General features: G+C 70.9%; 20 protein-coding genes and 1 other RNA gene. 10 read left to right on the top strand and 11 right to left on the bottom strand.

What is annotated here, in order from left to right:
* Nucleotides 1–56: 56 nt before the first annotated feature.
* Nucleotides 57–2,174 (bottom strand): glycogen debranching protein, encoded by a 2,118-nt coding sequence (locus MXD64_RS10720; protein ID WP_071250899.1) that lies wholly within the window; start codon nt 2,172–2,174, stop codon nt 57–59.
* 59 nt (nt 2,175–2,233) lie between these two features.
* Between MXD64_RS10720 and MXD64_RS10715 the strand changes: the two genes are divergently transcribed.
* The gene (locus MXD64_RS10715) at nt 2,234–3,415 is read left to right on the top strand and encodes a cysteine desulfurase family protein (RefSeq protein WP_262117675.1); all 1,182 of its coding nucleotides are present in this window, start codon (nt 2,234–2,236) and stop codon (nt 3,413–3,415) included.
* An 85-nt stretch (nt 3,416–3,500) separates the two neighbouring features.
* On the opposite strand, the gene MXD64_RS10710 is transcribed toward MXD64_RS10715, so the two are convergent.
* Entirely contained in the window at nt 3,501–3,839 is a 339-nt protein-coding gene (locus MXD64_RS10710; protein WP_139179675.1) for a hypothetical protein, read from the bottom strand.
* A 98-nt stretch (nt 3,840–3,937) separates the two neighbouring features.
* On the opposite strand from MXD64_RS10710, the gene MXD64_RS10705 reads away from it, so the two are divergent.
* A complete protein-coding gene (locus tag MXD64_RS10705) occupies nt 3,938–4,432 on the top strand; it encodes a GNAT family N-acetyltransferase (protein WP_201300461.1) in 495 nt (164 codons plus the stop codon).
* Between the two features lie 43 nt (nt 4,433–4,475).
* Here MXD64_RS10705 and MXD64_RS10700 read toward each other — a convergent pair whose 3' ends face one another.
* The 7 genes from MXD64_RS10700 to MXD64_RS10670 all read right to left on the bottom strand — a co-directional run bounded on the left by MXD64_RS10700 (nt 4,476) and on the right by MXD64_RS10670 (nt 11,387).
* The gene (locus MXD64_RS10700) at nt 4,476–5,399 is read right to left on the bottom strand and encodes a PfkB family carbohydrate kinase (protein WP_071250905.1); all 924 of its coding nucleotides are present in this window, start codon (nt 5,397–5,399) and stop codon (nt 4,476–4,478) included.
* On the bottom strand, nt 5,399–6,892 hold the full coding sequence (locus MXD64_RS10695; protein ID WP_262117673.1) for a purine-cytosine permease family protein: 1,494 nt from the start codon (nt 6,890–6,892) through the stop codon (nt 5,399–5,401). Before MXD64_RS10695 ends, MXD64_RS10700 begins: the two co-directional genes overlap by 1 nt.
* Nucleotides 6,893–6,989: 97 nt before the next feature.
* Entirely contained in the window at nt 6,990–7,994 is a 1,005-nt protein-coding gene (locus MXD64_RS10690; RefSeq protein ID WP_214533116.1) for an ADP-ribosylglycohydrolase family protein, read from the bottom strand.
* A complete protein-coding gene (locus MXD64_RS10685; RefSeq protein WP_214519717.1) occupies nt 7,991–8,722 on the bottom strand; it encodes a GntR family transcriptional regulator in 732 nt (243 codons plus the stop codon). Before MXD64_RS10685 ends, MXD64_RS10690 begins: the two co-directional genes overlap by 4 nt.
* Nucleotides 8,723–8,809: 87 nt before the next feature.
* A complete protein-coding gene (locus MXD64_RS10680) occupies nt 8,810–9,646 on the bottom strand; it encodes a hypothetical protein (protein ID WP_214585170.1) in 837 nt (278 codons plus the stop codon).
* On the bottom strand, nt 9,636–10,079 hold the full coding sequence (locus MXD64_RS10675; protein ID WP_228500798.1) for an RNA polymerase sigma factor: 444 nt from the start codon (nt 10,077–10,079) through the stop codon (nt 9,636–9,638). Before MXD64_RS10675 ends, MXD64_RS10680 begins: the two co-directional genes overlap by 11 nt.
* Nucleotides 10,080–10,364: 285 nt before the next feature.
* The gene (locus MXD64_RS10670; RefSeq protein WP_017888219.1) at nt 10,365–11,387 is read right to left on the bottom strand and encodes a LacI family DNA-binding transcriptional regulator; all 1,023 of its coding nucleotides are present in this window, start codon (nt 11,385–11,387) and stop codon (nt 10,365–10,367) included.
* 68 nt (nt 11,388–11,455) lie between these two features.
* Here MXD64_RS10670 and MXD64_RS10665 point away from each other — a divergent pair, with 68 nt between their 5' ends.
* From MXD64_RS10665 to MXD64_RS10630, 8 genes are all read left to right on the top strand, one after another.
* On the top strand, nt 11,456–12,343 hold the full coding sequence (locus MXD64_RS10665) for a sugar phosphate isomerase/epimerase family protein (protein ID WP_140448172.1): 888 nt from the start codon (nt 11,456–11,458) through the stop codon (nt 12,341–12,343).
* Nucleotides 12,344–12,345: 2 nt separating this feature from the next.
* Entirely contained in the window at nt 12,346–13,341 is a 996-nt protein-coding gene (locus MXD64_RS10660) for a Gfo/Idh/MocA family oxidoreductase (protein WP_194590475.1), read from the top strand.
* A gap of 45 nt (nt 13,342–13,386) precedes the next feature.
* Complete coding sequence (gene prfB / locus MXD64_RS10655) at nt 13,387–14,496, top strand: peptide chain release factor 2 (protein WP_017888216.1); 1,110 nt, start codon at nt 13,387–13,389, stop codon at nt 14,494–14,496.
* A 61-nt stretch (nt 14,497–14,557) separates the two neighbouring features.
* Nucleotides 14,558–15,313 (top strand): cell division ATP-binding protein FtsE, encoded by a 756-nt coding sequence (gene ftsE, locus MXD64_RS10650; RefSeq protein ID WP_017888215.1) that lies wholly within the window; start codon nt 14,558–14,560, stop codon nt 15,311–15,313.
* The gene (gene ftsX, locus MXD64_RS10645) at nt 15,310–16,224 is read left to right on the top strand and encodes a permease-like cell division protein FtsX (protein WP_017888214.1); all 915 of its coding nucleotides are present in this window, start codon (nt 15,310–15,312) and stop codon (nt 16,222–16,224) included. The genes ftsE and ftsX overlap by 4 nt, the downstream gene beginning before the upstream one ends.
* A gap of 127 nt (nt 16,225–16,351) precedes the next feature.
* Nucleotides 16,352–16,828 carry an SsrA-binding protein SmpB gene (smpB, locus tag MXD64_RS10640; protein WP_017888213.1) on the top strand — a complete coding sequence of 159 codons (477 nt, stop codon included), beginning with the start codon at nt 16,352–16,354 and terminating at the stop codon, nt 16,826–16,828.
* 95 nt (nt 16,829–16,923) lie between these two features.
* Nucleotides 16,924–17,300, top strand: a transfer-messenger RNA (tmRNA) gene (ssrA, locus tag MXD64_RS10635).
* Nucleotides 17,301–17,462: 162 nt separating this feature from the next.
* Nucleotides 17,463–18,362, top strand: coding sequence for a hypothetical protein (locus MXD64_RS10630; protein ID WP_263136409.1), 900 nt, complete (start codon nt 17,463–17,465; stop codon nt 18,360–18,362).
* Nucleotides 18,363–18,378: 16 nt separating this feature from the next.
* Here the strand turns inward: MXD64_RS10630 and MXD64_RS10625 are convergent, their stop codons facing one another.
* Nucleotides 18,379–19,683, bottom strand: coding sequence for an LLM class flavin-dependent oxidoreductase (locus tag MXD64_RS10625; protein WP_263136408.1), 1,305 nt, complete (start codon nt 19,681–19,683; stop codon nt 18,379–18,381).
* Complete coding sequence (locus MXD64_RS10620; RefSeq protein ID WP_263136407.1) at nt 19,684–21,066, bottom strand: O-acetylhomoserine aminocarboxypropyltransferase/cysteine synthase family protein; 1,383 nt, start codon at nt 21,064–21,066, stop codon at nt 19,684–19,686.
* Nucleotides 21,067–21,068: the final 2 nt, after the last annotated feature.

Genomic DNA, 21,068 nt, shown 5'->3' with positions numbered 1-21,068 from the left:
ACGAGCCTCCCGTCCGCCTGTCGGTCGCTGTGCCCGGCCGCACCCGCCTGCTCGCGCTACGCCACCTCGAACAGGTGGATGCCGGGGCCGTAGGCGGTGAAGACCTGCCCGGCGGGACGGAGGCGCTCGTGGTCTCGGTGCTTCTCGCTCGACCAGGCCAGGCGGTACCCGAGGACGTCCTCGCGCACCGGCAGGGTCAGGTCGCGGGTACGGCCGCTGCCGTGCACGACCACCAGGACGCGGTCGAAGGGCTCGTGCTCCGGTGTCGACTCGACGAAGTACTGCAGGGCGCGGTGCACCGGCTGGTCCCACCCCTCGATCGTCATCGGCTGCCCGTCCGGTCCGTACCAGGACATCCGCGAGGCCCCCGGTGTCTCCTGGCCCTCGACGCCGAAGCGGGTGGGCCGGAGTGACGGGTGCGCCTGCCGGAACCGGGCCAGCGCGGCGACGGCCTCGGTCATCGTCTCGGCGTCCTCGTCGTCGGACCAGTCGACCGGGGTCAGATCGTCGGACACCACGTAGGCGTTGTTGTTGCCGTGCTGGGTGCGGCTCCGCTCGTCGCCGGCGGTGAGCATCGGCACCCCGGCGGACAGCATGAGCGTCGCCACCAGGTTGCGCATCGACCGACCACGCGCGGCGCGGACCCCCCGGTCGGCGGTGTCGCCCTCGATGCCGTGGTTGAACGAGCGGTTGTCGTTCGACCCGTCGCGGTTGTCCTCGCCGTTGGCCTCGTTGTGCTTGCCGTCGTACGACACCAGGTCGAGCAGGGTGAAGCCGTCGTGTGCGGTGACGAAGTTCACGCTCGCCAGCGGGCCGCGGTCGGCGCCGAAGACACTCCTCGACCCCGACAACGCTTCAGCCAGCCGGCCGATCCCGGTCTGCGGCAGGCCGGTGCGGCGCTCCTCGGCGATGTCGGTGAGCCAGAACTGCCTGACCGTGTTCCGGAAGCCGTCGTTCCACTCGCTCGTGCGGTCCCCGGCCGCACCGAACGCCCCGGTCTTCCAGCCGTCGGGGCCGACGTCCCACGGCTCGGCGACCACCAGGGTGTCCTGCAGGTCGGGGTGGTTCCGGATGCGTTCGAGCAGCGGGTGCGACGGGTCGAACCGGTGCTCGCCGTCGCGGGCCAGGGCGGCCATCAGGTCGAAGCGGAAGCCGTCGACCTGCACCTCGCGCGCCCAGTACACCAGGCTGTCGACGATGAGGTCCGCGGTCGCCTCGACCGAGGTGTCGAGCGTGTTCCCGCACCCGGTGGTGTCGTAGTAGCCGTCCCGGTACGGCGAGGCGGAGTGCGCCCAGCGGTACTGGTTCGCACCGTCGATGCCGCGCAGGCTCGTCGTCGGGCCACCCAGGCCCTCTTCCGCGGTGTGGTTGTAGACGACGTCCAGGACGACCTGGATGCCGGCCTCGTGCAGCAGCCGGACCATGCCCTTGAACTCGCGCAGGACGGCGTCGGCGCCTTCCTGCTGCGCCGGCGCCGAGGCGTGCGCGGCGTGCGGGGCGAAGAACCCGAGCGTGTTGTAGCCCCAGGCGTTCTGCCTGCCGGCGTCGCGGAGCCACCGCTCGGTGTCGAAGGCCTGCACGGGCAGCAGCTCGAGCGTGGTGACGCCGATGCGGTGCAGGTGCGCGATCGTGCTCTCGTGTGCGACCCCGGCGTACGTGCCGCGCAGGTGTTCCGGCAGGTGCGGGTTCGCGGCCGTCAGGGTGCGGACGTTCGCCTCGTAGACGACGGCGCGGTCGAGCGGGACCTGCGGCTTCACGACGCCGCCCCAGTCGAAGGCGTCGTCGACGACGACGCTGGTCCAGCGCGGGCCGGCTGCTTCGTCGTTCCCCGTCGGCAGGATGCCCCGCGCGTACGGGTCGAGCAGCGGACGCGTCGGGTCGAACTCGTGCCGCGGGCCGACCGGGCCGTCGACGAGCAGGTGGTACCGGTCGCCGGGCACGACCCCGGGGACCTCGCCGGTCCACACGTCCGTGTCCGGCACGCGCTCGAGCGGGTGTCGGGTCGGCCGGCCCTCGGAGCCGTCGGAGCGGTCGGTCCCGTCCGCGCCGTCGGCGCTTCCCGCGCTCGTCACGACCAGGACGACGCCCGTCGCCGTCGCGGACCGCAGGGTGAACCGGGGGACGGTCCCGCCCAGGGAGAACCCCGGCGTCAGGTCGATCGCTGTCTCGTGCACGCGACAAGGGTACGAGGACCGGCGCGTATCCTGGACACTGCTCGATCCAGGGGGTGCATGTGTCGGTCTACCTCGACCACGCCGCGACGACGCCGATCCTGCCGGAGGCGCTCGCCGCCTTCACCGATGCCCTGGGCACCGTCGGCAACCCGTCGTCCATCCACAGCGCCGGTCAGCGCGCGAAGATGCTGCTCGAGGACGGCCGCGCCGCCGTCGCCCGCTCGCTCGACGCGGACCCGGTCGAGGTCGTGTTCACCTCCGGCGGCACCGAGAGCATCAACCTCGCCGTGAAGGGCCTGTTCTGGGCTCGCCAGCGTGACCGCCAGCGGCCCCGCATCATCGTCCCGGGCGGCGAGCACCACGCCACCGTCGACACCCTGACCTGGTTGGAGACGCACGAGGGGGCCGTCGTCGACGTGGTCCCGTTGGACGCGCAGGGTCGCGTCGACCTCGCCGGACTGGAGGCGCGGCTCGCCGACGCCTCGGACGTCGCCCTGGTCACGTTCCTGTGGGCGAACAACGAGGTGGGCACCATCCAGCCCGTGTCACGGATCGTCGAACTCGCGCACGCCGCCGGCGTGCCCGTGCACAGCGACGCGGTCGCCGCCTACGGCCAGGTGCCCGTGTCGTTCGCGGCGTCCGGCCTCGACGCCCTCAGCGTCTCCGCCCACAAGATCGGCGGGCCCGTCGGCATCGGTGCGCTCGTGCTCGGACGGAAGGCGACCGTCGAACCCCTCATCCACGGTGGTGGGCAGCAGCGGCAGGTGCGGAGCGGCACGCAGGACGCCCCTGCGGCTGCGGCCTTCGGCGTGGCGGCCGGCGCCGTGGTCGCCGAGCCGATGCCGCACCCGGCGCTCGCCGCCCTGCGGGACCGCCTGGTCGCCGGGGTGCGTGCGGCCGTGCCGTCAGCCGTGCTGATGGGGGACCCCACCGACCGGCTGCCGGGCAACGCGCACTTCACGTTCCCCGGGTGCGAGGGCGATTCGCTCCTGTTCCTGCTCGACGCCGCCGGGGTCGCGGTGTCGACCGGATCGGCGTGCCAGGCCGGGGTGCCCGAGGCGTCGCACGTGCTGCTCGCGATGGGGCTGTCGGAGCAGGACGCCCGCGGTGCGCTCCGGATCACACTCGGGCACACGACGACCGACGCCGACGTCGACGCGTTCCTGGCTGCGCTGCCGGATGCGGTCGCGCGGGCCGGTGCCGCGGGGATGGCGTCGCGGGAGCCGCTGCTCGGGCGGTAGGGCCTCTTCCGTCGGGCTGGACGCCACGGGGCACGGTTGCGGTGCTGGACATCGTTCTCGTCCTGACGTCGAGAGCCTCGCGACTCTACGGGTCACGGCGGGTGCGGGTCGCGCGCGGCTGCGGGAGCGGCTGCCGTCGGATCCACACACCGACCCAGACGTGCGAGAGCCCGGTCGCTGCAAGACCGACCATCGCCCACCCGACGACGCCGTGCCCGGTCCCGACCCAGAAGACCCCGAGGACGAGGACGAGCGTCGTCACGACTGCACCGAAGGCGAGCATGAGCAGACTGGACACGGGACTGGCGTTCTGGGCGAGCCGAGCGTCACGCACCCAGGCCGGGTTCCGCACGCGCCACAGGACGATCGCGACGGTGCCCAGCAAGACCGCGATGCTCACTGCGAGCAGACCTGTTCCAGCCACGGCCCGATGGTAATCCGACAGGACCGTCCTCGACGCGATCTCCACGAGGGCCTCGCGACCGACCCGCATCGTTGTGATACTTGGACATGCTCGAGTTGGTGCGACCGCAGACGGCGTTGTACGAGGCGTGGGCTGAAGCGCATGCCGAGTGGGGGCCGGGTCTGCACGAGGACGGGTTCGGGATCACGGCGCACGACGACGTCAGTGACGAGGACGGGTTCCGCACCTGGGTCGGCCGAGTGCACGCCAGGCCCGGCGCGCTCTGGTGGATCGTCGAGGACGGCCGTGTCCTGGGCGGGATCGCACTCCGGGCTCCGGGAGACACCGCCGGCGTGCACCGGTTCGGCCACGTCGGGTACGGGATCCGCCCGTCAGCACGGGGCCGCGGCGTGGCGACGTGGGCGCTGGGCCAGGTGCTCGCCCACGCCTCGCGAGTCGGGATCGACCCCGTGATCGCGCTCTGCCGCGATGACAACGCCGGGTCCATCCGAGTCCTGGAGCACTACGACGCGGTCCTGTCGTCGATCGAACGGCGTGAGGGAGTGCGGCTCCGGCGGTACGCCGTCTCCCGGTCGCACCGGCGTCCCGGGTAGCCGATCGAGCGCACGGCCGCCCCCGGGAACCCGTGTCGACGCGTCACACCAGCCGGGCGAGGAGCGCGTCCGTCTCGGCTGCGGTCGGCGCTGTCGCCGGACCGTTCCTGGTGACCGCGAGGGCCGCCGCGGCGTTCGCCCGGCGGACGGCCTCGACGAGCGACGCACCACGGGACAGCGCAGCGACGAGCACTCCGCCGTGGGCGTCTCCCGCACCGTTGGAGTCCACCGCGACGACCCGGAAGCCGGGGACCAGCACGGGGGAGGCGCCGGGCTCGACGACCCAGCAGCCGGCTGCGCCGTCGCGCACCAGGGCGGTCCCGCGGGCGGCCGCGGCGATCGTGGTGACCGCCTCGGGGAGTCCCGCGGACGTGGGAGCCATGAGTCGCGCCTCCCGTCCGTTGGCGCTGACCACGTCCGCACGCGCCATGACGGGGCCGAGCACCGCCGGGGGCAGCGTGTCGACCAGCGGCGACGGGTCCAGGACGACGCGGACTGAGTCGGGGACACCCCCGAGCCAGTCGGCGATCGCTCGCCCGTTGACGGCGTGCGCGAGGCCGTAGCCGGACACGAACACGGTGTCGTCGGCGACGAGGGCGATCCGGTCGAGGTCGGCGCGGCCGAGCTGCCCCTCTGCGCCGACGCTCGTGACGAAGGTCCGCTCCGTCGAGGCGTCCACGAGTGCGACGCAGTACCCGCTGTCGACGTCGTCGAGACCGGGCTGCAGGACGTCCACGCCGGACGTGGCGAGCGCGCGACGCACCACGTCGCCGAACGGCCCGCTGCCGTACTGCCCCCCGAACGCGACGTCGAGTCCGTCCCGGACAGCGGCGACCATCGTGTTCAGGCCGCCGCCCGCGGTGATCTCCGACGCGGAGGCGATGACGTCGCCGCCCGGATCCGGGATCGCGTCGACGCGCATGACGATGTCGACGATGACGTTGCCGACCGAGACGAGGCGGGGCATCAGGCGCGCGCCCCGGCGTCCGTGGTGGTGGCCGGCTCGTGCTCGGTGAGCCGGCCGCGTGCTCCGCCGGTCAGCAGGTAGACCGCGGCAGCGACGATGAACGTGATCACCCAGCCGAGTCCGTTCGCGCCGATCCAGGTCGCGGAGAACGCACCGACGAAGACGGGGTCCGCGTCACCGACCTGCACCTCGGTGAACAGGAAGCCGATCACGATCGCGACGATCCAGGCGGTAAGGGCACCCCAGGCGACACCACCGCGGTACCAGTACCGGCCGCCAGCGCGCAGGTCGAGGAGCGCCGCCGGGTCGTACCAGCGCCGCCGGACCATGTCGGCGGTGAAGACGCCGAGCCACGCGGTGATCGGGACGGCGAGGACGGAGATGAACGTGATGAACGGGGCGTAGAAACCGTCGGCCACGAGCATGAAGTACATCGCGCCGAGTGTGGTGACGACCACGTCGACCGCGACCGCCCACACGCGCGGGACCTTGATGCCGAGGGTCAGCGTGGTGAGGCTCGCCGAGTACACGGACAGGTGGTTCGACAGCAGCAGGCCACCGAACGCCGCGATGAGGTACGGGATCGCCATCCAGCTCGGCAGCAGGTCGCGGATCGCAGCGACCGGGTCACCGGCCTGCGCCAGCGTCGGGTCTCCGGCGGAGACGAGCGCGCCGAGGCCGACCAGGACGACGAGCGGGATGCCCGCACCGGCGGCACTCGACGCGATGAGCGCGCCGGCCTTCGACGAGGTGCGGGTGTAGCGGGCGATGTCCGCTCCGGCCGTGGCCCAACCGATGCCGGTACCGGCTGCGATCGTGCCGATGCCGATGACCATCGCGGCGACGGGGCCCGCGGGCTGGGACCCGACGACGTCCCAGTCGACGCGCAGCACGAGGAAGACCGCGACGAACACGTTGAGCGCACCGAACACCCACGTCGCCCACTTCTGGACGGCGACGATGAACGCGTGCCCGAGGCCGGAGACCAGCACCGTGGCGACGACGAACACCAGGATCGCGACGATCGTCAACACCGGGTTCGCCTTCGCGTCACCGCCCGTCCCGAACAGGATCGTGAACAGCGACAGGAGCACGAACGCCGCCGTCGTGGTGTTCACCGTCTCCCAGCCGAGCCGCGACAGCAGCGACACGAACGTCGGCCCGATGTTCCCGCGGACGCCGAACACCGCTCGGCTGAGGGTCAGACCCGGAGCACCGCCGCGGCGGCCGGCGACGGAGATCACGCCGACGACCGCGAAGGACCCTGCGGCGCCGATCACCGCGACGAGCAACGCCTGCCAGATGGTCAGGCCCTGGAACGCGACCAGGGTCGCACCGAGCGGAAGACCGAGGATGGAGATGTTCGCGGCGAACCAGACCCAGAACAGCGCGCCGGGCGTACCGGTCCGTTCGTCGTGGGGCACGGGCTCGATGCCCCGCTGCTCGATCGTCGTCAGCGTGCCGCTGCTGAGCGTGGTGGGCGTGTGGGACATGGTTCGGTTCCTCTTACGTCGTCGGAAGGGTGGTGCGCGAAACCGTGCGTCGGCCTGTCCAGGCGACGCCACAGCGTGGGGGGAGGGGGGAGGCGGGTCAGCTGCCCGCGCGGAGGGTGAGGAGTCCGTCGACGACCCGGTCGAGCCGGAGGTCGTTGACCGTGGTCACGGTGGCGACGGCATCGGCGGGCCAGGCATCCGGCCCGTGGACGGCGCCGAGCACCGCACCGGCCATCGCGGCGATCGTGTCGGTGTCGCCGCCGAGTGCAGCCGCTGCGCAGAGGGTCTGCCACGGGTCGAGGTCGAGGGCGACGAGGGCGAGTGCGGCGACGACGGACTCCTGGCTGGCCACGCTCGTGCCGATGAGCCGCGTGATCGTGTCGATCTGCGCGGACGCGGGCACGGTCGGCAGGTGCTCACGCGCCCACGTCGTCCTCGCAGCGATGTCCGCACCGGCGACCCAGTGGCCGCGCTCCGCGCCGATCGTGGCGGCGGCGACCGCGGCGTCGAGCGCTCCGGACCGGGTCGCCCCGTCGATGCCGGCGCTCACGGCCCCGGCGATCGCGCTCGCTCCGGCGATGCCGAGTCCGGTGTCGTGGGTGACGCGGCTGGCGTCCTGGACGGCGTCGACCAAGCGGACCAGGTCGTTCGAGGGCACGGCGACGCCGACCGGTGTGATCCGCATCGCGGCCCCGTTCGTCGTGCCGGTCGAGCCCGCCTCGGACGCGGGGACGCCGTCGAGGATCCGCTGCACCGCGGTCTTCGTGCTCGGGCCGAGCAGGTCGAGCGAGCCCTTCGCCTCCATCCCGCGCTCCCAGGCGATGAGCGCCTCGGCGAAGCGGACCGGGTCCAGTCGTCCGTTGCCCTCGAGCAGCAGCTCGGCGAGCATCAGGGCCTGTTCGGTGTCGTCGGTGATCGTGCCAGCCGGCATGCCGGTGGCGATGCGCTGGTGCGGTCCGGCGTCGGCGAACCCGGCGATGGCCCCGTGGTCGGCGAGGATCTGCGCGCGGGACATCGACTGGGTCGGCATGCCGAGGGCGTCGCCGATCGCCAGGCCCGTCAGGGCAGCGAGGGCGTGGTCTCGGAGGCGGTGCTGGTTCACGGTGTCCTGTCGTGGGGTCGTGACGTGGTCCCGAAGCGCATGTGCAGTCGGAAGCGGTCGGGGTCGAGGAGGCTGTCCACACGCTCGACGAACGCGCCTTCGGCCGTGCGTGCGATGCGTCGGCTGCGCAGGAACGGCGTGCCCGCGGTGCGGTCGAGCAAGGCCGCGTCGTCGATGTCGAGCGGCACGACGTCGATCCACTGCTCGGCGCTCGCCGGCACCAGACCGGTCTCGGCGATCGTGGCCGTCAGGGAGCCGTCGACGAGTCCGTCGGTGGTCGCGGACGCCAGGCGCCCCAGGTGCGGCACGACGCTGCGCTCCAGGGACACCGGACTGCCACCGACGACGACACGGAGCCGGTCGACCGCGACGAACGTCGCGCTGGCGGCATCGACCTCGGTCTGGAGCGCTGCGTCCTCGAACCGCTCGATGCGCAGGGTGCGGGTCGACACCTCGGTCCCGGAAGCGGCGATGGACCGTGCCCAGCCGCCGCGGGGGTCGAGGGAGGCGCCGTCGAACGTGACGACCGAGCCGATCCCACCCCGGGTGGCGATGTACTCGTCGTCTGCGAGGTCGGCGAGGGCAGCTCGGACGGTGCCACGACTGACGGCGAAGCGCACGGCCAGGTCGTGCTCGCCGGGCAGGCGCTCGCCGGCTCGGTACCGCCCCGTCGCGATCTCGTCGCGGAGCGCGTCGGCGACGAGACGTCGCTTCGAGGTGATCGGCATGCCATGAGCGTACATGTACAAGACCTGTCCAGTCGTGTCTCCGCGCTCAGTGGATGACCGGCCGGTCCGGTCCGGGTACCTCGACGCTCAGAGGTCGCAGACCGCGGTGGGCAGGTTCTGCTCCGCGCTGACCCACACCGATTCGACGTTCGCCCCGCCCTCGCCGAGTTGGAACGAGACGAGGCCGCCGGGCAGCTGGACGTCCCACCGCGACCAGGATCCGTCCGGTGTCGAGATCCGTTCCGTGAGTGACGGGTACGCGGCCCGGAGTGCATCGGAGCTCGACCCCACACCGATCCCCGCGGCGGTCGTCGGCCCAGCCGTCGTCGTCCGGGCAGAGTCACCCTCGGTGCCGATCAGGACCCCGGTCACGCGGTCGTCCTCCTCGGTGATCCGCAGCGTCGGGCTGCCGTCGCGCGCCCACGTTCCCGGAGCCGTGCACGTGCTCGGCGTCGCGGGCACCAGACGGTACGCCTGCGCGAGGTCGTCGCTCTCCGCCTCCGTGGCGCCGCCGAGCGCGATCGGACCGACCTCGTTGCCCGAGATGGTCCACGAGGACGGGTCGTCGAGCGCGAAGGGGCCCTTGCTCGGTGTCGGGGCAGTGGATCGTGTCGGTGGGGCTGTGGGCTCCGGGGTCTCCTGGACCGGAGCGGACTCCGGGGTGCTGGTCGTGGCCGGTTCGGTGGGCCCCGGCGTGGAGACGGGGGCGGGGTCGGCGGGGAACGGCTGCGGGATCACGCCGAGTGCGACGCCACCACCGGTGATCCCGAGGCCGAGCAGGGCGACGACACCGATGACGATCGCGGCGCGGCGACCACGTCGGCGCGGCGCAGGGCGCTGTTCGGTCGCGCGGGTGAGCACGGTGCGCTTCATCGCGACGAGCATGCGCTGCAGGTCGTCGCCGGAGGGAGGCTCAGTGTTCATCGTGCATCACCGCCTTCTGCAGTCGGGCACGGGATCGGGCTGCACCGCGGGGAGCAGCGTCGACGGTGAGGCCGAGGGCCTCGGCGGCGTCCGCGTAGGAGCGTCCGTCGACGAGGCAGGCTTCGCAGAGGCGGCGGTCGACGGGTGCCAGCGCATCGATCTCGTCGCGGACCCAACGCAGTCCGACGCGGGCACCGTCCGCGTCGGGACCTGCGGTGTCGCCGTCACCCGTGCCGGGGCGGCGCGCGTGGTCGCGGCACACGACGAGCAGCCAGGGCAGCAGGGCGTCGGTCGCCAGACGGAGCGTTCCGCCGCGCTGCCAGAGCGTGAGGAAGGTGTCCTGCACGATCCGTTCGGCGTCCTCGCTGCTGGAGGCCAGGGCCCATGCGAAGCGGGTCAGGGTGGGCGCGTACCGATCGAACGCGTCAGCCAACGCCGCACGTTCGCCGTTCGCGAGTCGACGCCTCAGTGCTGCGTCGGCGTTGGCACCGTCATCCACGGTTGCCCCCTCTCACCTCAGGAGTGTCGCCAGCGACGCGATCCTGACACAGCGGCGTCCGCCGGCGTGTCGCGCCGCGGGCGGACGCGGGTGGCAGGCCCCCGGTCGACGTCACCGTGACCGGTGTGACGGACCTGCGCCGGGCCTCCCGGTCTGCCGTTTCCCAGCGCGCCGGACAGGCGGGAGCGCTGGGACACCGCACGGTCGGCGCGTCCGTCGTCAGCGGTCGTCGGCCGTCGGTCTCGGACTGCTCGTCGTGCGCCGCACCACCAGTGACACCGGCACTCGGTGCACGCGCGGCTCCGGCGTTCGGCCGTGCACGCGTTCCCCGAGCCAGCGTGCGGCCTGGGCCCCGATCGCGAAGGTCCCGTTGTCGACCGTGGTCAGCGAGATGTGCCGGATGCTGCCGAGGTACGTGTCGTCGTAGCCGACGAGCGACACATCGTCCGGGACGGCCAGGCCCAGGTCGTCGGCCGCGGACAACGCGCCGATGGCGACGAGGTCGTTGTAGGCGACGAGCGCGGTCGGACGGTCAGCCGTGGCCAGGACTCGTCGGGCCGCCGCGTACCCGCTCTCCTCGCTCATGCCGGCCGGCACCACGACGGCGTCGGCACCGTGGCGGGTCATCGTCGTGCGGAAACCCTGCTCGCGGAGCTCCCCGACGCGCCCCGGGCCGACGAGGTGACCGATCCGCGTGTGCCCGAGTGCGAGGAGGTGCTCGGTCGCGATCGACGCGCCGGCGTGGTCGTCGTTCACGACCACGTCGGTGTGCAGGTCGTCAGGCTCGTAGGTCCCGGCGAGGACCACCGGGATCTCCTGGGCGGCCCGTCGGAGCGCGGCGTCGTCCTCGGTGGTGCCGACCACGACGATCCCGTCGACCTGTTGTCGCAGGAGCATGTCCACGGGGGAGCCGCCCACACGCCGGGTGGTCGCCGAGTCGACCAGGATGGGTGCCAGCCCGACGGTGTCGAGTGTGGCGGTCAGGCCGGCGAGCAGGTCGACGAACCAGGGGTTCCGCAGGTCGTTCAGCAGCACGCCGACGGTGCCCGTCCGCTGCTCACCGAGGCTCCTGGCTGCGCGGTTCGGTCGGTAGCCGAGTTCGGCGACTGCTCGTTCGACGGCCGCGCGACGAGCGTCACTGACCCCTGGGTCGCCGCGGAGCGCGAGCGAGACCAGCGACTTCGAGACCCCGGCGTGCTCGGCGACGTCCCGGATGGTCGGGGCGTGGTGCGGTCTCGACATGGATGCAGGCTAGTCCTATTCTGGACCGGTCCAGTTCATTCCAGTGCTGTCCAACGAAGCGAGCGCAGATGCCCCCGAAGATCTCCATGAACGTCACGACGACGTTCCACGGCAACGTCGTCCAGGACATCCGACTGGCGAGGGAAGCCGGGTACGGCGGGATCGAGCTGCAGAGCCCGAAGCTCTACCGGTACCTCGACGCCGGCTACGACATCCGGACGCTGCCGCCGCTGCTCGAGGGGCTCGAAGTGACGGGGCTCGGTGCGGTGCTCGACATCGAGCGTCAGGGTGCCGGTCGCGACGACTTCGTGGCGGAGGTCGAGCGCATGTGCGGTGTGGCGACCGCCGTCGGGGCGCCCATCGTGCAGCTGTGCACCGGGCCGGTCGATTCCGCGGTCGTCCGTGACCACCGCGCGGGCCGCCTGGCCGACGACGACACCCGGTACCGGGCGACGCTGGGGCTCGACGAGGACGCAGCGGTCCGCATCACCGGAGCGAACGTCCGTCTGGCGGCGGACATCGCCGCGGACCACGGACTCGAGGTCTACCTGGAGCCCCTCGCGTGGGCGCACCTCAACCGATGCCGGCACGCGCTGGACATCATCGAGGAGGCCGGGCGCGACAACGTCGGCATCGCACTCGACACCTGGCACTTCTGGACGACCGGGGACACGCTGGCCGAGGTCCGAGCGCTGCCCGCGTCGGTCATCAAGGCCGTCCACCTGTCGGACGGGTTCGACCTGGACCGCGACCGGACGGTTCCCGACCAAGCCGTCCACCGCAACGTCGTGATCGGCGGTGGCGCGATCCCGCTGCAGCAGTGGGTCGAGGCGATCAAGGCCACCGGCTACGACGGATGGTGGGTCACCGAGATGTTCTCCGACCGGGCGAACGAACAGGATCCCGCCGTCGTCGCACGCACGATGCACGACCTGACCGCGATCCTGGTGGGCTGATCATGACGCAACGCTTTGCCCTCGTCGGCGCCGGGTTCATCGGCGCTGTGCACGCCGCGTCCCTCGCAGCGCACACCGACGTCGACTTCGTGGGGATCCACGACGTCGATCGTGACCGCGCTGCGTCGCTGGCGGCACGCCACGGCACCCGGGCGCTCACCCAGGACGAGGCGTTCGACGCGGCGCAGGTCGACGCGGTCTTCGTCGCTTCCTCCACCGACACCCACGCGCAGCACCTGCGCGCTGCCGCCGACGCCGGGATCGCCGTGCTCTGCGAGAAACCCATCGCTGCCGGGTACGCCGACGCGGTCGCGGTGGTGGAGCACGTGCGTGCCAGCGGCGTGCCGGCGATGCTCGACTTCAACCGGCGGTGGGACCGTGACCACGCCGAGTTGCAACGCATCGTCGCCGCGGGGGAGATCGGTGCGGTCGAACTCCTCCAGCTCAGCTCCCGTGGCCCGTCCATGCCGCCGCTCGACTACCTGCGGGTCTCCGGCGGCCAGCTCCGCGACCAGACCGTGCACTTCTTCGACCTCGTGCGGTGGATCACCGGCGAGGACCCGGTGACGGTCGCGGTGGCGGGTTCGGCGCTCGTCGACCCGGCCATCCGCGAGTTCGGCGACGTGGACACATCGGTCACGACTCTCACGATGCCCTCCGGCGCGCTCGTGCAGATCGACAGCGTGCGGCGCACCGGCTACGGCTACGACGAGCGCATCGAGGTCATGGGATCGTCCGGACTCGTCGAGTCGCGGCGGAACCACCGCGGGAACGTCGCTCGTTACACCGATGGGCAGATCGTCGCGGACGGACTCCACGACGGCTGGTTCGAGCGTGTGCAGCCCACCTACGCCGCGACGCTCGCCGCCTTCGTCGCGTCGCTCGAGTCCGGATCCGAGCCGCCGGTCTCCCTGGAGGACGGGCTCAGGGCCCAGGCCATCGCCGAGGCGGCCACTCGTGCCCTGTCGTCGGGACGGACGGAGCACATCGACTACTGACCCCCGGTCGGCCGAGTCGGACTCGCGCCGGTAGGATCGATGACCATGGTCGAACTGGACTTCACCGAGCAGCTCTCCGCCCTTCGCGAGACCTTCGGCAACATCCGCTCGGTGGTCGACGTCGACCGCCTGCAGCGTGAGATCGCCGACCTCAGCGAGCAGGCCGGGGCCCAGGACCTCTGGGACGACGTCGACCACGCGCAGCAGGTGACGAGCTCGCTCTCGCACCGGCAGTCGGAGCTGAAGAAGATCACCGACACCGAGCAGCGCATCGACGACCTCGAGGTGCTGGTCGAGATGGCGAACGAGGGCGACGACCAGGAGTCGGCCGACGAAGCCCTCGCCGAGCTCAAGGCGATCCAGAAGATGATCGGCGACTTCGAGGTGCAGACGCTCCTCGACGGCGAGTACGACGACCGTCCGGCCGTCATCACGATCCGTGCCGGCGCCGGTGGTGTCGACGCGGCGGACTTCGCCGAGATGCTCCTCCGCATGTACCTCCGGTACGCCGAGCAGCACAACTTCAAGACCACCGTGATGGACACCTCCTACGCCGAAGAAGCGGGCATCAAGTCCGCGACGTTCGAGATCGACGCCCCGCACGCGTTCGGCACGCTGTCGGTCGAGGCCGGCACCCACCGCCTGGTCCGGATGTCGCCGTTCGGCGCCGCCGGCAAGCGCCAGACGTCCTTCGCCGCGGTCGAGGTCATCCCGCTCATGCCGGAGACCGCCGTCATCGACATCCCCGAGAACGACATCCGTGTCGACGTGTTCCGCTCGTCGGGCCCCGGCGGACAGTCCGTCAACACGACCGACTCGGCGGTGCGGCTGACGCACATCCCGACCGGCACCGTGGTCTCGATGCAGAACGAGAAGTCACAGATCCAGAACCGCGCAGCCGCCATGCGCGTGCTGCAGTCGCGCCTGCTCCTGCTGAAGAAGGAAGAGGAGAACGCGAAGAAGAAGGAGCTCGCCGGCAACATCACGGCGAGCTGGGGCGACCAGATCCGCTCGTACGTCCTGGCGCCGTACCAGATGGTCAAGGACCTCCGGACGGAGCACGAGGTGAACAACCCCTCAGCCGTGTTCGACGGCGATCTGGACGGCTTCATCAACGCCGGCATCCGCTGGCGCAAGCAATCCGTCGCCGACTAGGGGTCCGTGAGCCGCGCGCCTCGCTTGCTTTCCAAGCGGGGCGACCTACCCTGATCCGGTCATGATCAAATTCGACCAGGTCACCAAGGTCTACTCGGGCAACCCGAGTCCGGCGCTCGACAACCTCACCCTCGAGATCCTCAAGGGTGAGTTCGTGTTCCTCGTGGGCGCGTCCGGTTCCGGCAAGTCCAGCTTCCTGCGCCTCGTGCTCAAGGAGGAGAAGCCCACCAGCGGGCAGATCCACGTGCTCGGGCAGCGCCTCGGGTCCCTGGCGTCGCGGAAGGTCCCGTACTTCCGACGCAACCTCGGCGTGGTGTTCCAGGACTTCCGTCTGCTGCCGAACAAGAACGTGTTCGACAACGTGGCGTTCTCGCTGCAGGTCATCGGCAAGAGCAAGGGCTTCATCAGTGAAGCCGTGACCGACGTGCTGAAGCTCGTCGGACTCGCCGGCAAGGCCACCCGCATGCCGCACGAACTCTCCGGTGGTGAGCAGCAGCGTGTGGCCATCGCCCGCGCCGTCGTGAACAAGCCGGCGATCCTGCTGGCCGACGAGCCCACCGGAAACCTGGACCCCACCACGTCCGCCGGCATCATGGCGCTCCTCGAACGCATCAACCAGGGAGGCACCACCGTGCTGATGGCGACGCACGACGCCAGCATCGTGAACCAGATGCAGCGGCGGGTCATCGAGCTCTCGAACGGGACCGTCCTGCGTGACGAGCAGTCCGGCGGCTACCAGACCCAGGCCGTCCCGATCCAGCGAGGCACCGTGTCCAACACCACCGGCATCCAGACGATCCCGGGGCTCATCCGATGAGGCTCGGACTCGTCATGTCCGAGGTCGGCTCGGGCCTGCGGCGCAACGCGTCGATGGTCGTCTCCGTCGTCCTCGTGACCTTCATCTCACTGACCTTCGTCGGTACCGCGATCCTGCTGCAGATGCAGATCAACCAGATGAAGGGGTACTGGTACGACCGGGCGCAGGTCGCCGTCTACCTGTGCACCGACACCGACACCACGGGCAACTGCACCGGCGCGAAGGCCACCGCGGACCAGCGCGAACAGGTCCAGGCGCAACTCGAGTCGTCGACGCTCAAGCCCTACATCGAGAAGACCTACTACGAGAACCAGGACCAGGCCTTCACCCGGTTCAAGGAGCAGTTCAAGGACTCGGCCGCGACGGAGTTCGTCAAGCCGGAGTACCTGAACGAGACCTTCTGGGTCAACCTGAAGAACCCGTCGCAGGCCGATGTCCTGGTCGAAAGCCTGTCGAAGGTCGCCGGCGTGCAGAGCGTCGTCGACCAACGCGGGTACCTGCAACCGATCTTCAACCTGCTCAACGCATCGTCGTACACGGCGATCGGCATCGCGGGGCTCATGCTCGTGGCGGCCGTGCTGCTCATCGCGACGACGATCCGGTTGTCGGCGTTCAGTCGACGGCGAGAGCTCGGCATCATGCGACTCGTGGGTGCGTCGAACCGGTTCATCCAGACACCGTTCGTGCTCGAGGGGGTGATCGCCGCAGCCATCGGAGCCGTCCTGGCCGGCGGCGCGATCACCGCCGTGGTGTGGTTCTTCGTCCGGAACTTCCTGGCGGAGCGCTTCACCGGCACGGCGTTCATCGGCATGGGGGACGCGGCCATCGTGGTCCCCGCGGTGATCGTGATCGGGGTGCTCCTCGCAGCGGCATCGGCATCGATCGCCATCCGTCGGTACCTGAAGGTCTGACGCAGCGCAGCATCCGCCAGCGGGCGGCGCGCCGGGAAGGTGCGCCGCCCGCTTCGTGTTGAGTAGTCTGTAGGGCTGCGCGGAACCGTCCGGCGCAGTGCACCGGTCACCATCGAGAGGAGTCGTCATGGCGAAGGAACGCGGTGAGAAGATCGTCGCGACGAACCGTCGCGCCCGACACGACTACCTCATCGAGGACACGTACGAAGCAGGCATGGTCCTGTCCGGCACCGAGGTGAAGTCCCTGCGCATGGGGCGTGCGTCACTCGTCGATGGGTACGCCTTCATCGACGGTGGCGAAGCCTGGATCGACGCCGTGCACATCCCGGAGTACACCGAGGGCACGTGGAACAACCACTCGCCCCGACGGAAGCGCAAGCTGCTCCTGCACAAGCAGCAGATCGTGAAGATCTCGCACAAGACGGCGCAGGGTGGCTACACCCTGGTGCCGTTGCAGATCTACTTCCACGACGGTCGGGCCAAGATCGAGATCGCCGTCGCGAAGGGCAAGCGCGAGTTCGACAAGCGCCAGGCCCTGCGCGAGAAGACCGACAAGCGTGAGGCCGAGCGGGCCATGCGCACGCGGAACCGCGTCGGCGAGTAGCGCCGACGCACGTCCTCGGCTAGACTGGGGGACTGCTCCGATCGGGGCATTGGCAACTCAACAGCGTGACAGCGGTTCGCACGTCCGGCCCGCATGGGGATGATCGGTTTCGACATTGCCTGTGTGCCGACGGGAAGCGGGCCGAGGACCCACGGTTATCTCGTTAACGATCCGTGGAAACCAACAAGTGCCAATTCCAAGCGCACTGACTTCGCTCTCGCTGCGTAAGCAGCCCAGCACATGAAGTCCGTCGGCCAGGTGACCGTCCCCTAACCTGATCCCGACGTCATCCAGAGGACTTGCTGCACGGTTGCGCCTCAGGGCCGTGCGGGACTTGCACTGAGACTGGGCCCGTCGTCCTAGAAGCCGGTAGCAAAGGACGGGGCCGAGCAGAACGAACTATCCGGATACGCCCGTAGAAGACGTCGAATTGCAGCGATGGACGGGGGTTCGATTCCCCCCATCTCCACCATTCGCCGAACGACGAACCGCTGTCACGCTGAGCCACCTGAACGCCCCGGCACCGTCCCCTGGACAGTGCCGGGGCGTTTCCTGTTCCGCCACGTCCGAGGACTACGCTGCGGAGCAGGCGCGCAGAACACGCTCGCGTCGAACCCGAACGAGAGGTCAGCACGTGGTGCAGGAGATCGCGATCCGTGTCCGTCTGCGGGAGCAAGAACGAGTGGTGCTCAGCGAGTACGAGCGGATCGTGGGCTCCGTCGCCACGGTCGCCGCCCTCGCTGCCTGGCTGCCGAACCCCGACACCCGACTGGTCGTCCGCGGCCGCGGTGCCGAACCGGTGCGGCTCGAGACCGTCACGTACGGGTCGGTGGTCGAGATGCTCGTCGTGCTCGACCAGCGCTCCGCCGGGGTGGAACGTGCCGCCGCCGCCATCGCCGCGCTCATCGAGTCGGTCCGGCACGAGCACGTCGCCGACGACGTCTCCGGGGTCGCCGGGGAACTCGACCGGCTCGACCGCGCTGCCCCGCGCGGCCGCTCCGTCGTGGAACGCGCCCTGCGGACGTTCCTCGAGGGGGCACGGTCCGACGTCCTCGCGCGCCGGTCCACGACCCGCGTGCGGACCGCACAGGCGCTGCTCCGACTCGCCGAGGCGGACGCGGTGCTCACGGTCGAACGGGTCGCCGATGCCCTGGCGCCGGTGCTCGAGGAGCACGCTGTCGACGTCGAGCTGGACACCGGCTCCGCCGTGGTCGTCGCGCCGATCGACGGGGTGGAGTCGCCGGAGACCGAGGCCGCGTCCGACGACGCCGACGCCGACGCCTCGCAGGCGGAGACGGAGGCCGTGTCGGCCGTCCTCCCGCTGCCGACGGGTGCGAGCAAGGCGAAGTCGAAGCAGGACGACGGCAAGAAGAAGCAGTCGAAGAAGGACGGCGACAAGAAGAAGCAGTCGAAGAAGGACGACGACAAGAAGAAGCAGTCGAAGAAGGACGACGGCAAGAAGAAGCAGTCGAAGAAGGACGACGGCAAGAAGCAGTCCAAGAAGGACGACGACAAGAAGTCCAAGAAGAAGTAGCTCGCCGCCGCTCCCGCTAGAAGTCGAACAGGTTCGCCCGGATCCCTCCGGCGCCGTAGTCCCGTCGCAGCAGCCCGCGGCGCCGGAGCACGGGCACCAGGTCGCCGAACATCCGGTGGATCTGCGCCGGGTGCAGGTCACCCGAGAAGATGATCCCGTCGTTGTCGGCGTCGCTGCCGAGCTCCTCGATGAAGTCCGCGAACTCGTCGGCGGTCCCCACGAACCCCGAGCGTGACGCGATCCGCCCCTGCCGTGCCTTGCGGGTGAGCAGCTCCCGCAGCGGTGCGTCCGGGGTGTCCCCGAGCAGCCCGCGGATCGTGCCGGCCGAGACGTGCTCACCGAAGGTCCCGTCGGGCACCGGGGCGTCCAGGTCGAGCGCGAGCAGGTCGGTCTCGGAGTCGCTCGACCACGCGATGGCCGCCGCACGCAGCGCGTCGTCGGTGGGGTGCTCGGACGCCGCGACGATGCGGTCTGCCTCCTCCGGCGAGGACACGATCACCGGCTTGAGCACGAACAGGATCCGCAGGTCCGACGCGGAGCGCCCCGCCGCTTCCGCTGCAGCGATCACCCGTGCTCGGTAGTCCGTCACCGCGGCGGCCGACAACGGCGCGAGCGCGAGCTGCACGTCCGAGTGGGTCCCGGCGAACGCGAGCCCGCGACCGGAGCCGCCGGGGGAGACGACGACCGGGTCCGAGGCGAGCGGCAACGCGTTGAGCGGCCCGTCGGCGGTGAAGTGGGCGCCCTCGTGGTGGAACGCGTCGAGGGCGTCCCCGTCCGCGAAGTGCCAGGAGTCCGGTGCCCCGACGTACCCGTCGCCCCACGAGTGCCAGAGCCGGCGGAGCAGCGTGATCCACTCCTCGGCGCGGTCGTACGCCTGGTCGTGGGGCAGCGGCGGCAGGCCGGCGTGCCGTGCACTGCCGACGTCGGTGACGACGTTGATCCCCAGGCGGTCCGAGGACAGGTGTGCCAGGGTCGCGAACTGCCGTGCCGCCAGGTACGGCGGGGTGATCCCCGCGTTGACGGTCGGCGCGATGCCGATGTGCGAGGTGGCGGCGAACAGGTACGGGGCGAGCAGCAGCGGGTCGTGCTTCGGGCCGCCGTACGCCTGCCGGATGCGCAGGTCGAGGGTCGCGGGGTTCCCGAGCGAGACGGCGTCCTCGGCGATGACCAGGTCCATGCCGGCCTGCTCGAGTGTCCGGACGGACTGCTGGTACAGGTCCGGCTTCGTCCAGTCGTGGCCCCAGTCCCAGTCGGACCGCCCCCACGCCTGCGGGCCGAAGCCCCGCGAGAAGAAGTACCCGAAGTGCTGCAGCTCGGCCATTCAGCACTCCCGCCGGTCGAGGGCCGGCCCACCGACCGACGAGCGGTGCGCGTCGGACGCTCCACGTGCCTCCAGGCCGGTGGTCGCTGCGGACCGCACGGCGGCGAACCCGCGTTCCAGGTCGCGGAGCAGGTCCGCGATGTCCTCGATGCCCACCGACAGCCGGATCAGGCCGTCGTCGATGCCCTGCTCGGCGCGTTCTTCCGGCGTGCGGCCGGCGTGGGTGGTGGTCGCCGGGTGCAGGATCAGCGAGCGGACGTCGCCCAGGTGGGTCATCCGGCTGAACAGCTGCACGGCGTCGATGAACGCGCGCGCGGCGGCTCCGCCACCGGCGAGCGTGAAGGCGAAGACGGATCCGGCCCCACGGGGCAGGTAGCGCTGGGCGAGGTCGTGGAACGGACTGGAGGCCAGGCCCGCATGGTCGACGCTCGTCACCTCCGGCTGCTGGTCCAGCCAGGACGCGACGGCCAGCGCGTTCGCGCAGTGGCGTTCCACCCGCAGCGACAGCGTCTCGATGCCCTGGCGGAGCAGGAACGCGTTGAACGGGGACGGCGCCGGACCGATGCGTGCGGCGACGACGTCGCGGGCGAACACGGCGAACGCCCGGTTGCCGTACCGCTCGACGTAGCTCTCGCCGCCGAGGGACCGTTCGGGGCTGGTCAGGTGCGTCCAGCGCTCGGGGGCGGCGGACCAGTCGAAACGGCCGCCGTCGACGACCACCCCGCCGAGTCCGGCACCGTGCCCGGACAGGAACTTCGACGCCGAGTGCACGACGATGTCCGCACCGTGCTCGACCGGGCGCACCAGGTACGGCGTGGCGAGGGTGTTGTCGACGATCAGCGGGACCCCGGCGCGGTGCGCGGTCTCGGCGACGCCGGCGATGTCGAGGACGTCGTTCTTCGGGTTGGGGATCGTCTCGGCGAAGAACGCCTTGGTGTTCGGCCGGACCGCGGCTGCCCAGGCGTCGAGGTCGCGGGCGTCGGTGACGAAGTCGACCTCGATGCCGAGCCGGCCGAGGTTCTGCAGCAGCAGTCCGCGGGTGCCCTCGTAGATGCTCCGGGCGCTGACGACGTGGTCGCCGGTCTGCAGCAGACCGAGGAACGCCACGGTCGCCGCCGCCTGGCCGCTGCCGACCAGGATCGCCTGGACCCCGCGTTCGAGCAGCGCCACGCGACGCTCGACGTCGGCGTTCGTGGGGTTGCCGAGTCGCGTGTAGGTGTAGCCGTCGTCGGTGTCGGCGAAGCGGTCACGGGCCTGGTCGAAGTCGTCGAACAGGAACCCGGAGGACATGTGGATCGCGGGCACCCGGGCGCCGTGCCCGGCGTCGGGCACGAAGCCGCCGTGCACCTGTTCGGTCGCGAAGCCGTGGTCGTCGGTCGCCATGG

The sequence above is a fragment of the Curtobacterium sp. Arg-1 genome, from assembly GCF_025643395.1.
GTDB lineage: Bacteria > Actinomycetota > Actinomycetes > Actinomycetales > Microbacteriaceae > Curtobacterium > Curtobacterium poinsettiae.
This window is presented reverse-complemented; position numbering and strand designations above follow the sequence as displayed.

What these genes read in the sequence shown, in the direction of transcription:
- MXD64_RS10700 (WP_071250905.1), bottom strand. Translation starts at nt 5,399, where the DNA reads ATGCCCCGCCTCGTCTCGGTCGGCAACGTCATCGTCGACATCGTCATG.
- MXD64_RS10695 (WP_262117673.1), bottom strand. Translation starts at nt 6,892, where the DNA reads ATGTCCCACACGCCCACCACGCTCAGCAGCGGCACGCTGACGACGATC.
- MXD64_RS10685 (WP_214519717.1), bottom strand. Translation starts at nt 8,722, where the DNA reads ATGCCGATCACCTCGAAGCGACGTCTCGTCGCCGACGCGCTCCGCGAC.
- MXD64_RS10680 (WP_214585170.1), bottom strand. Translation starts at nt 9,646, where the DNA reads ATGAACACTGAGCCTCCCTCCGGCGACGACCTGCAGCGCATGCTCGTC.
- MXD64_RS10670 (WP_017888219.1), bottom strand. Translation starts at nt 11,387, where the DNA reads ATGTCGAGACCGCACCACGCCCCGACCATCCGGGACGTCGCCGAGCAC.
- MXD64_RS10665 (WP_140448172.1), top strand. Translation starts at nt 11,456, where the DNA reads ATGCCCCCGAAGATCTCCATGAACGTCACGACGACGTTCCACGGCAAC.
- MXD64_RS10660 (WP_194590475.1), top strand. Translation starts at nt 12,346, where the DNA reads ATGACGCAACGCTTTGCCCTCGTCGGCGCCGGGTTCATCGGCGCTGTG.
- prfB (WP_017888216.1), top strand. Translation starts at nt 13,387, where the DNA reads ATGGTCGAACTGGACTTCACCGAGCAGCTCTCCGCCCTTCGCGAGACC.
- ftsE (WP_017888215.1), top strand. Translation starts at nt 14,558, where the DNA reads ATGATCAAATTCGACCAGGTCACCAAGGTCTACTCGGGCAACCCGAGT.
- ftsX (WP_017888214.1), top strand. Translation starts at nt 15,310, where the DNA reads ATGAGGCTCGGACTCGTCATGTCCGAGGTCGGCTCGGGCCTGCGGCGC.
- smpB (WP_017888213.1), top strand. Translation starts at nt 16,352, where the DNA reads ATGGCGAAGGAACGCGGTGAGAAGATCGTCGCGACGAACCGTCGCGCC.
- MXD64_RS10625 (WP_263136408.1), bottom strand. Translation starts at nt 19,683, where the DNA reads ATGGCCGAGCTGCAGCACTTCGGGTACTTCTTCTCGCGGGGCTTCGGC.
- MXD64_RS10620 (WP_263136407.1), bottom strand. Translation starts at nt 21,066, where the DNA reads ATGGCGACCGACGACCACGGCTTCGCGACCGAACAGGTGCACGGCGGC.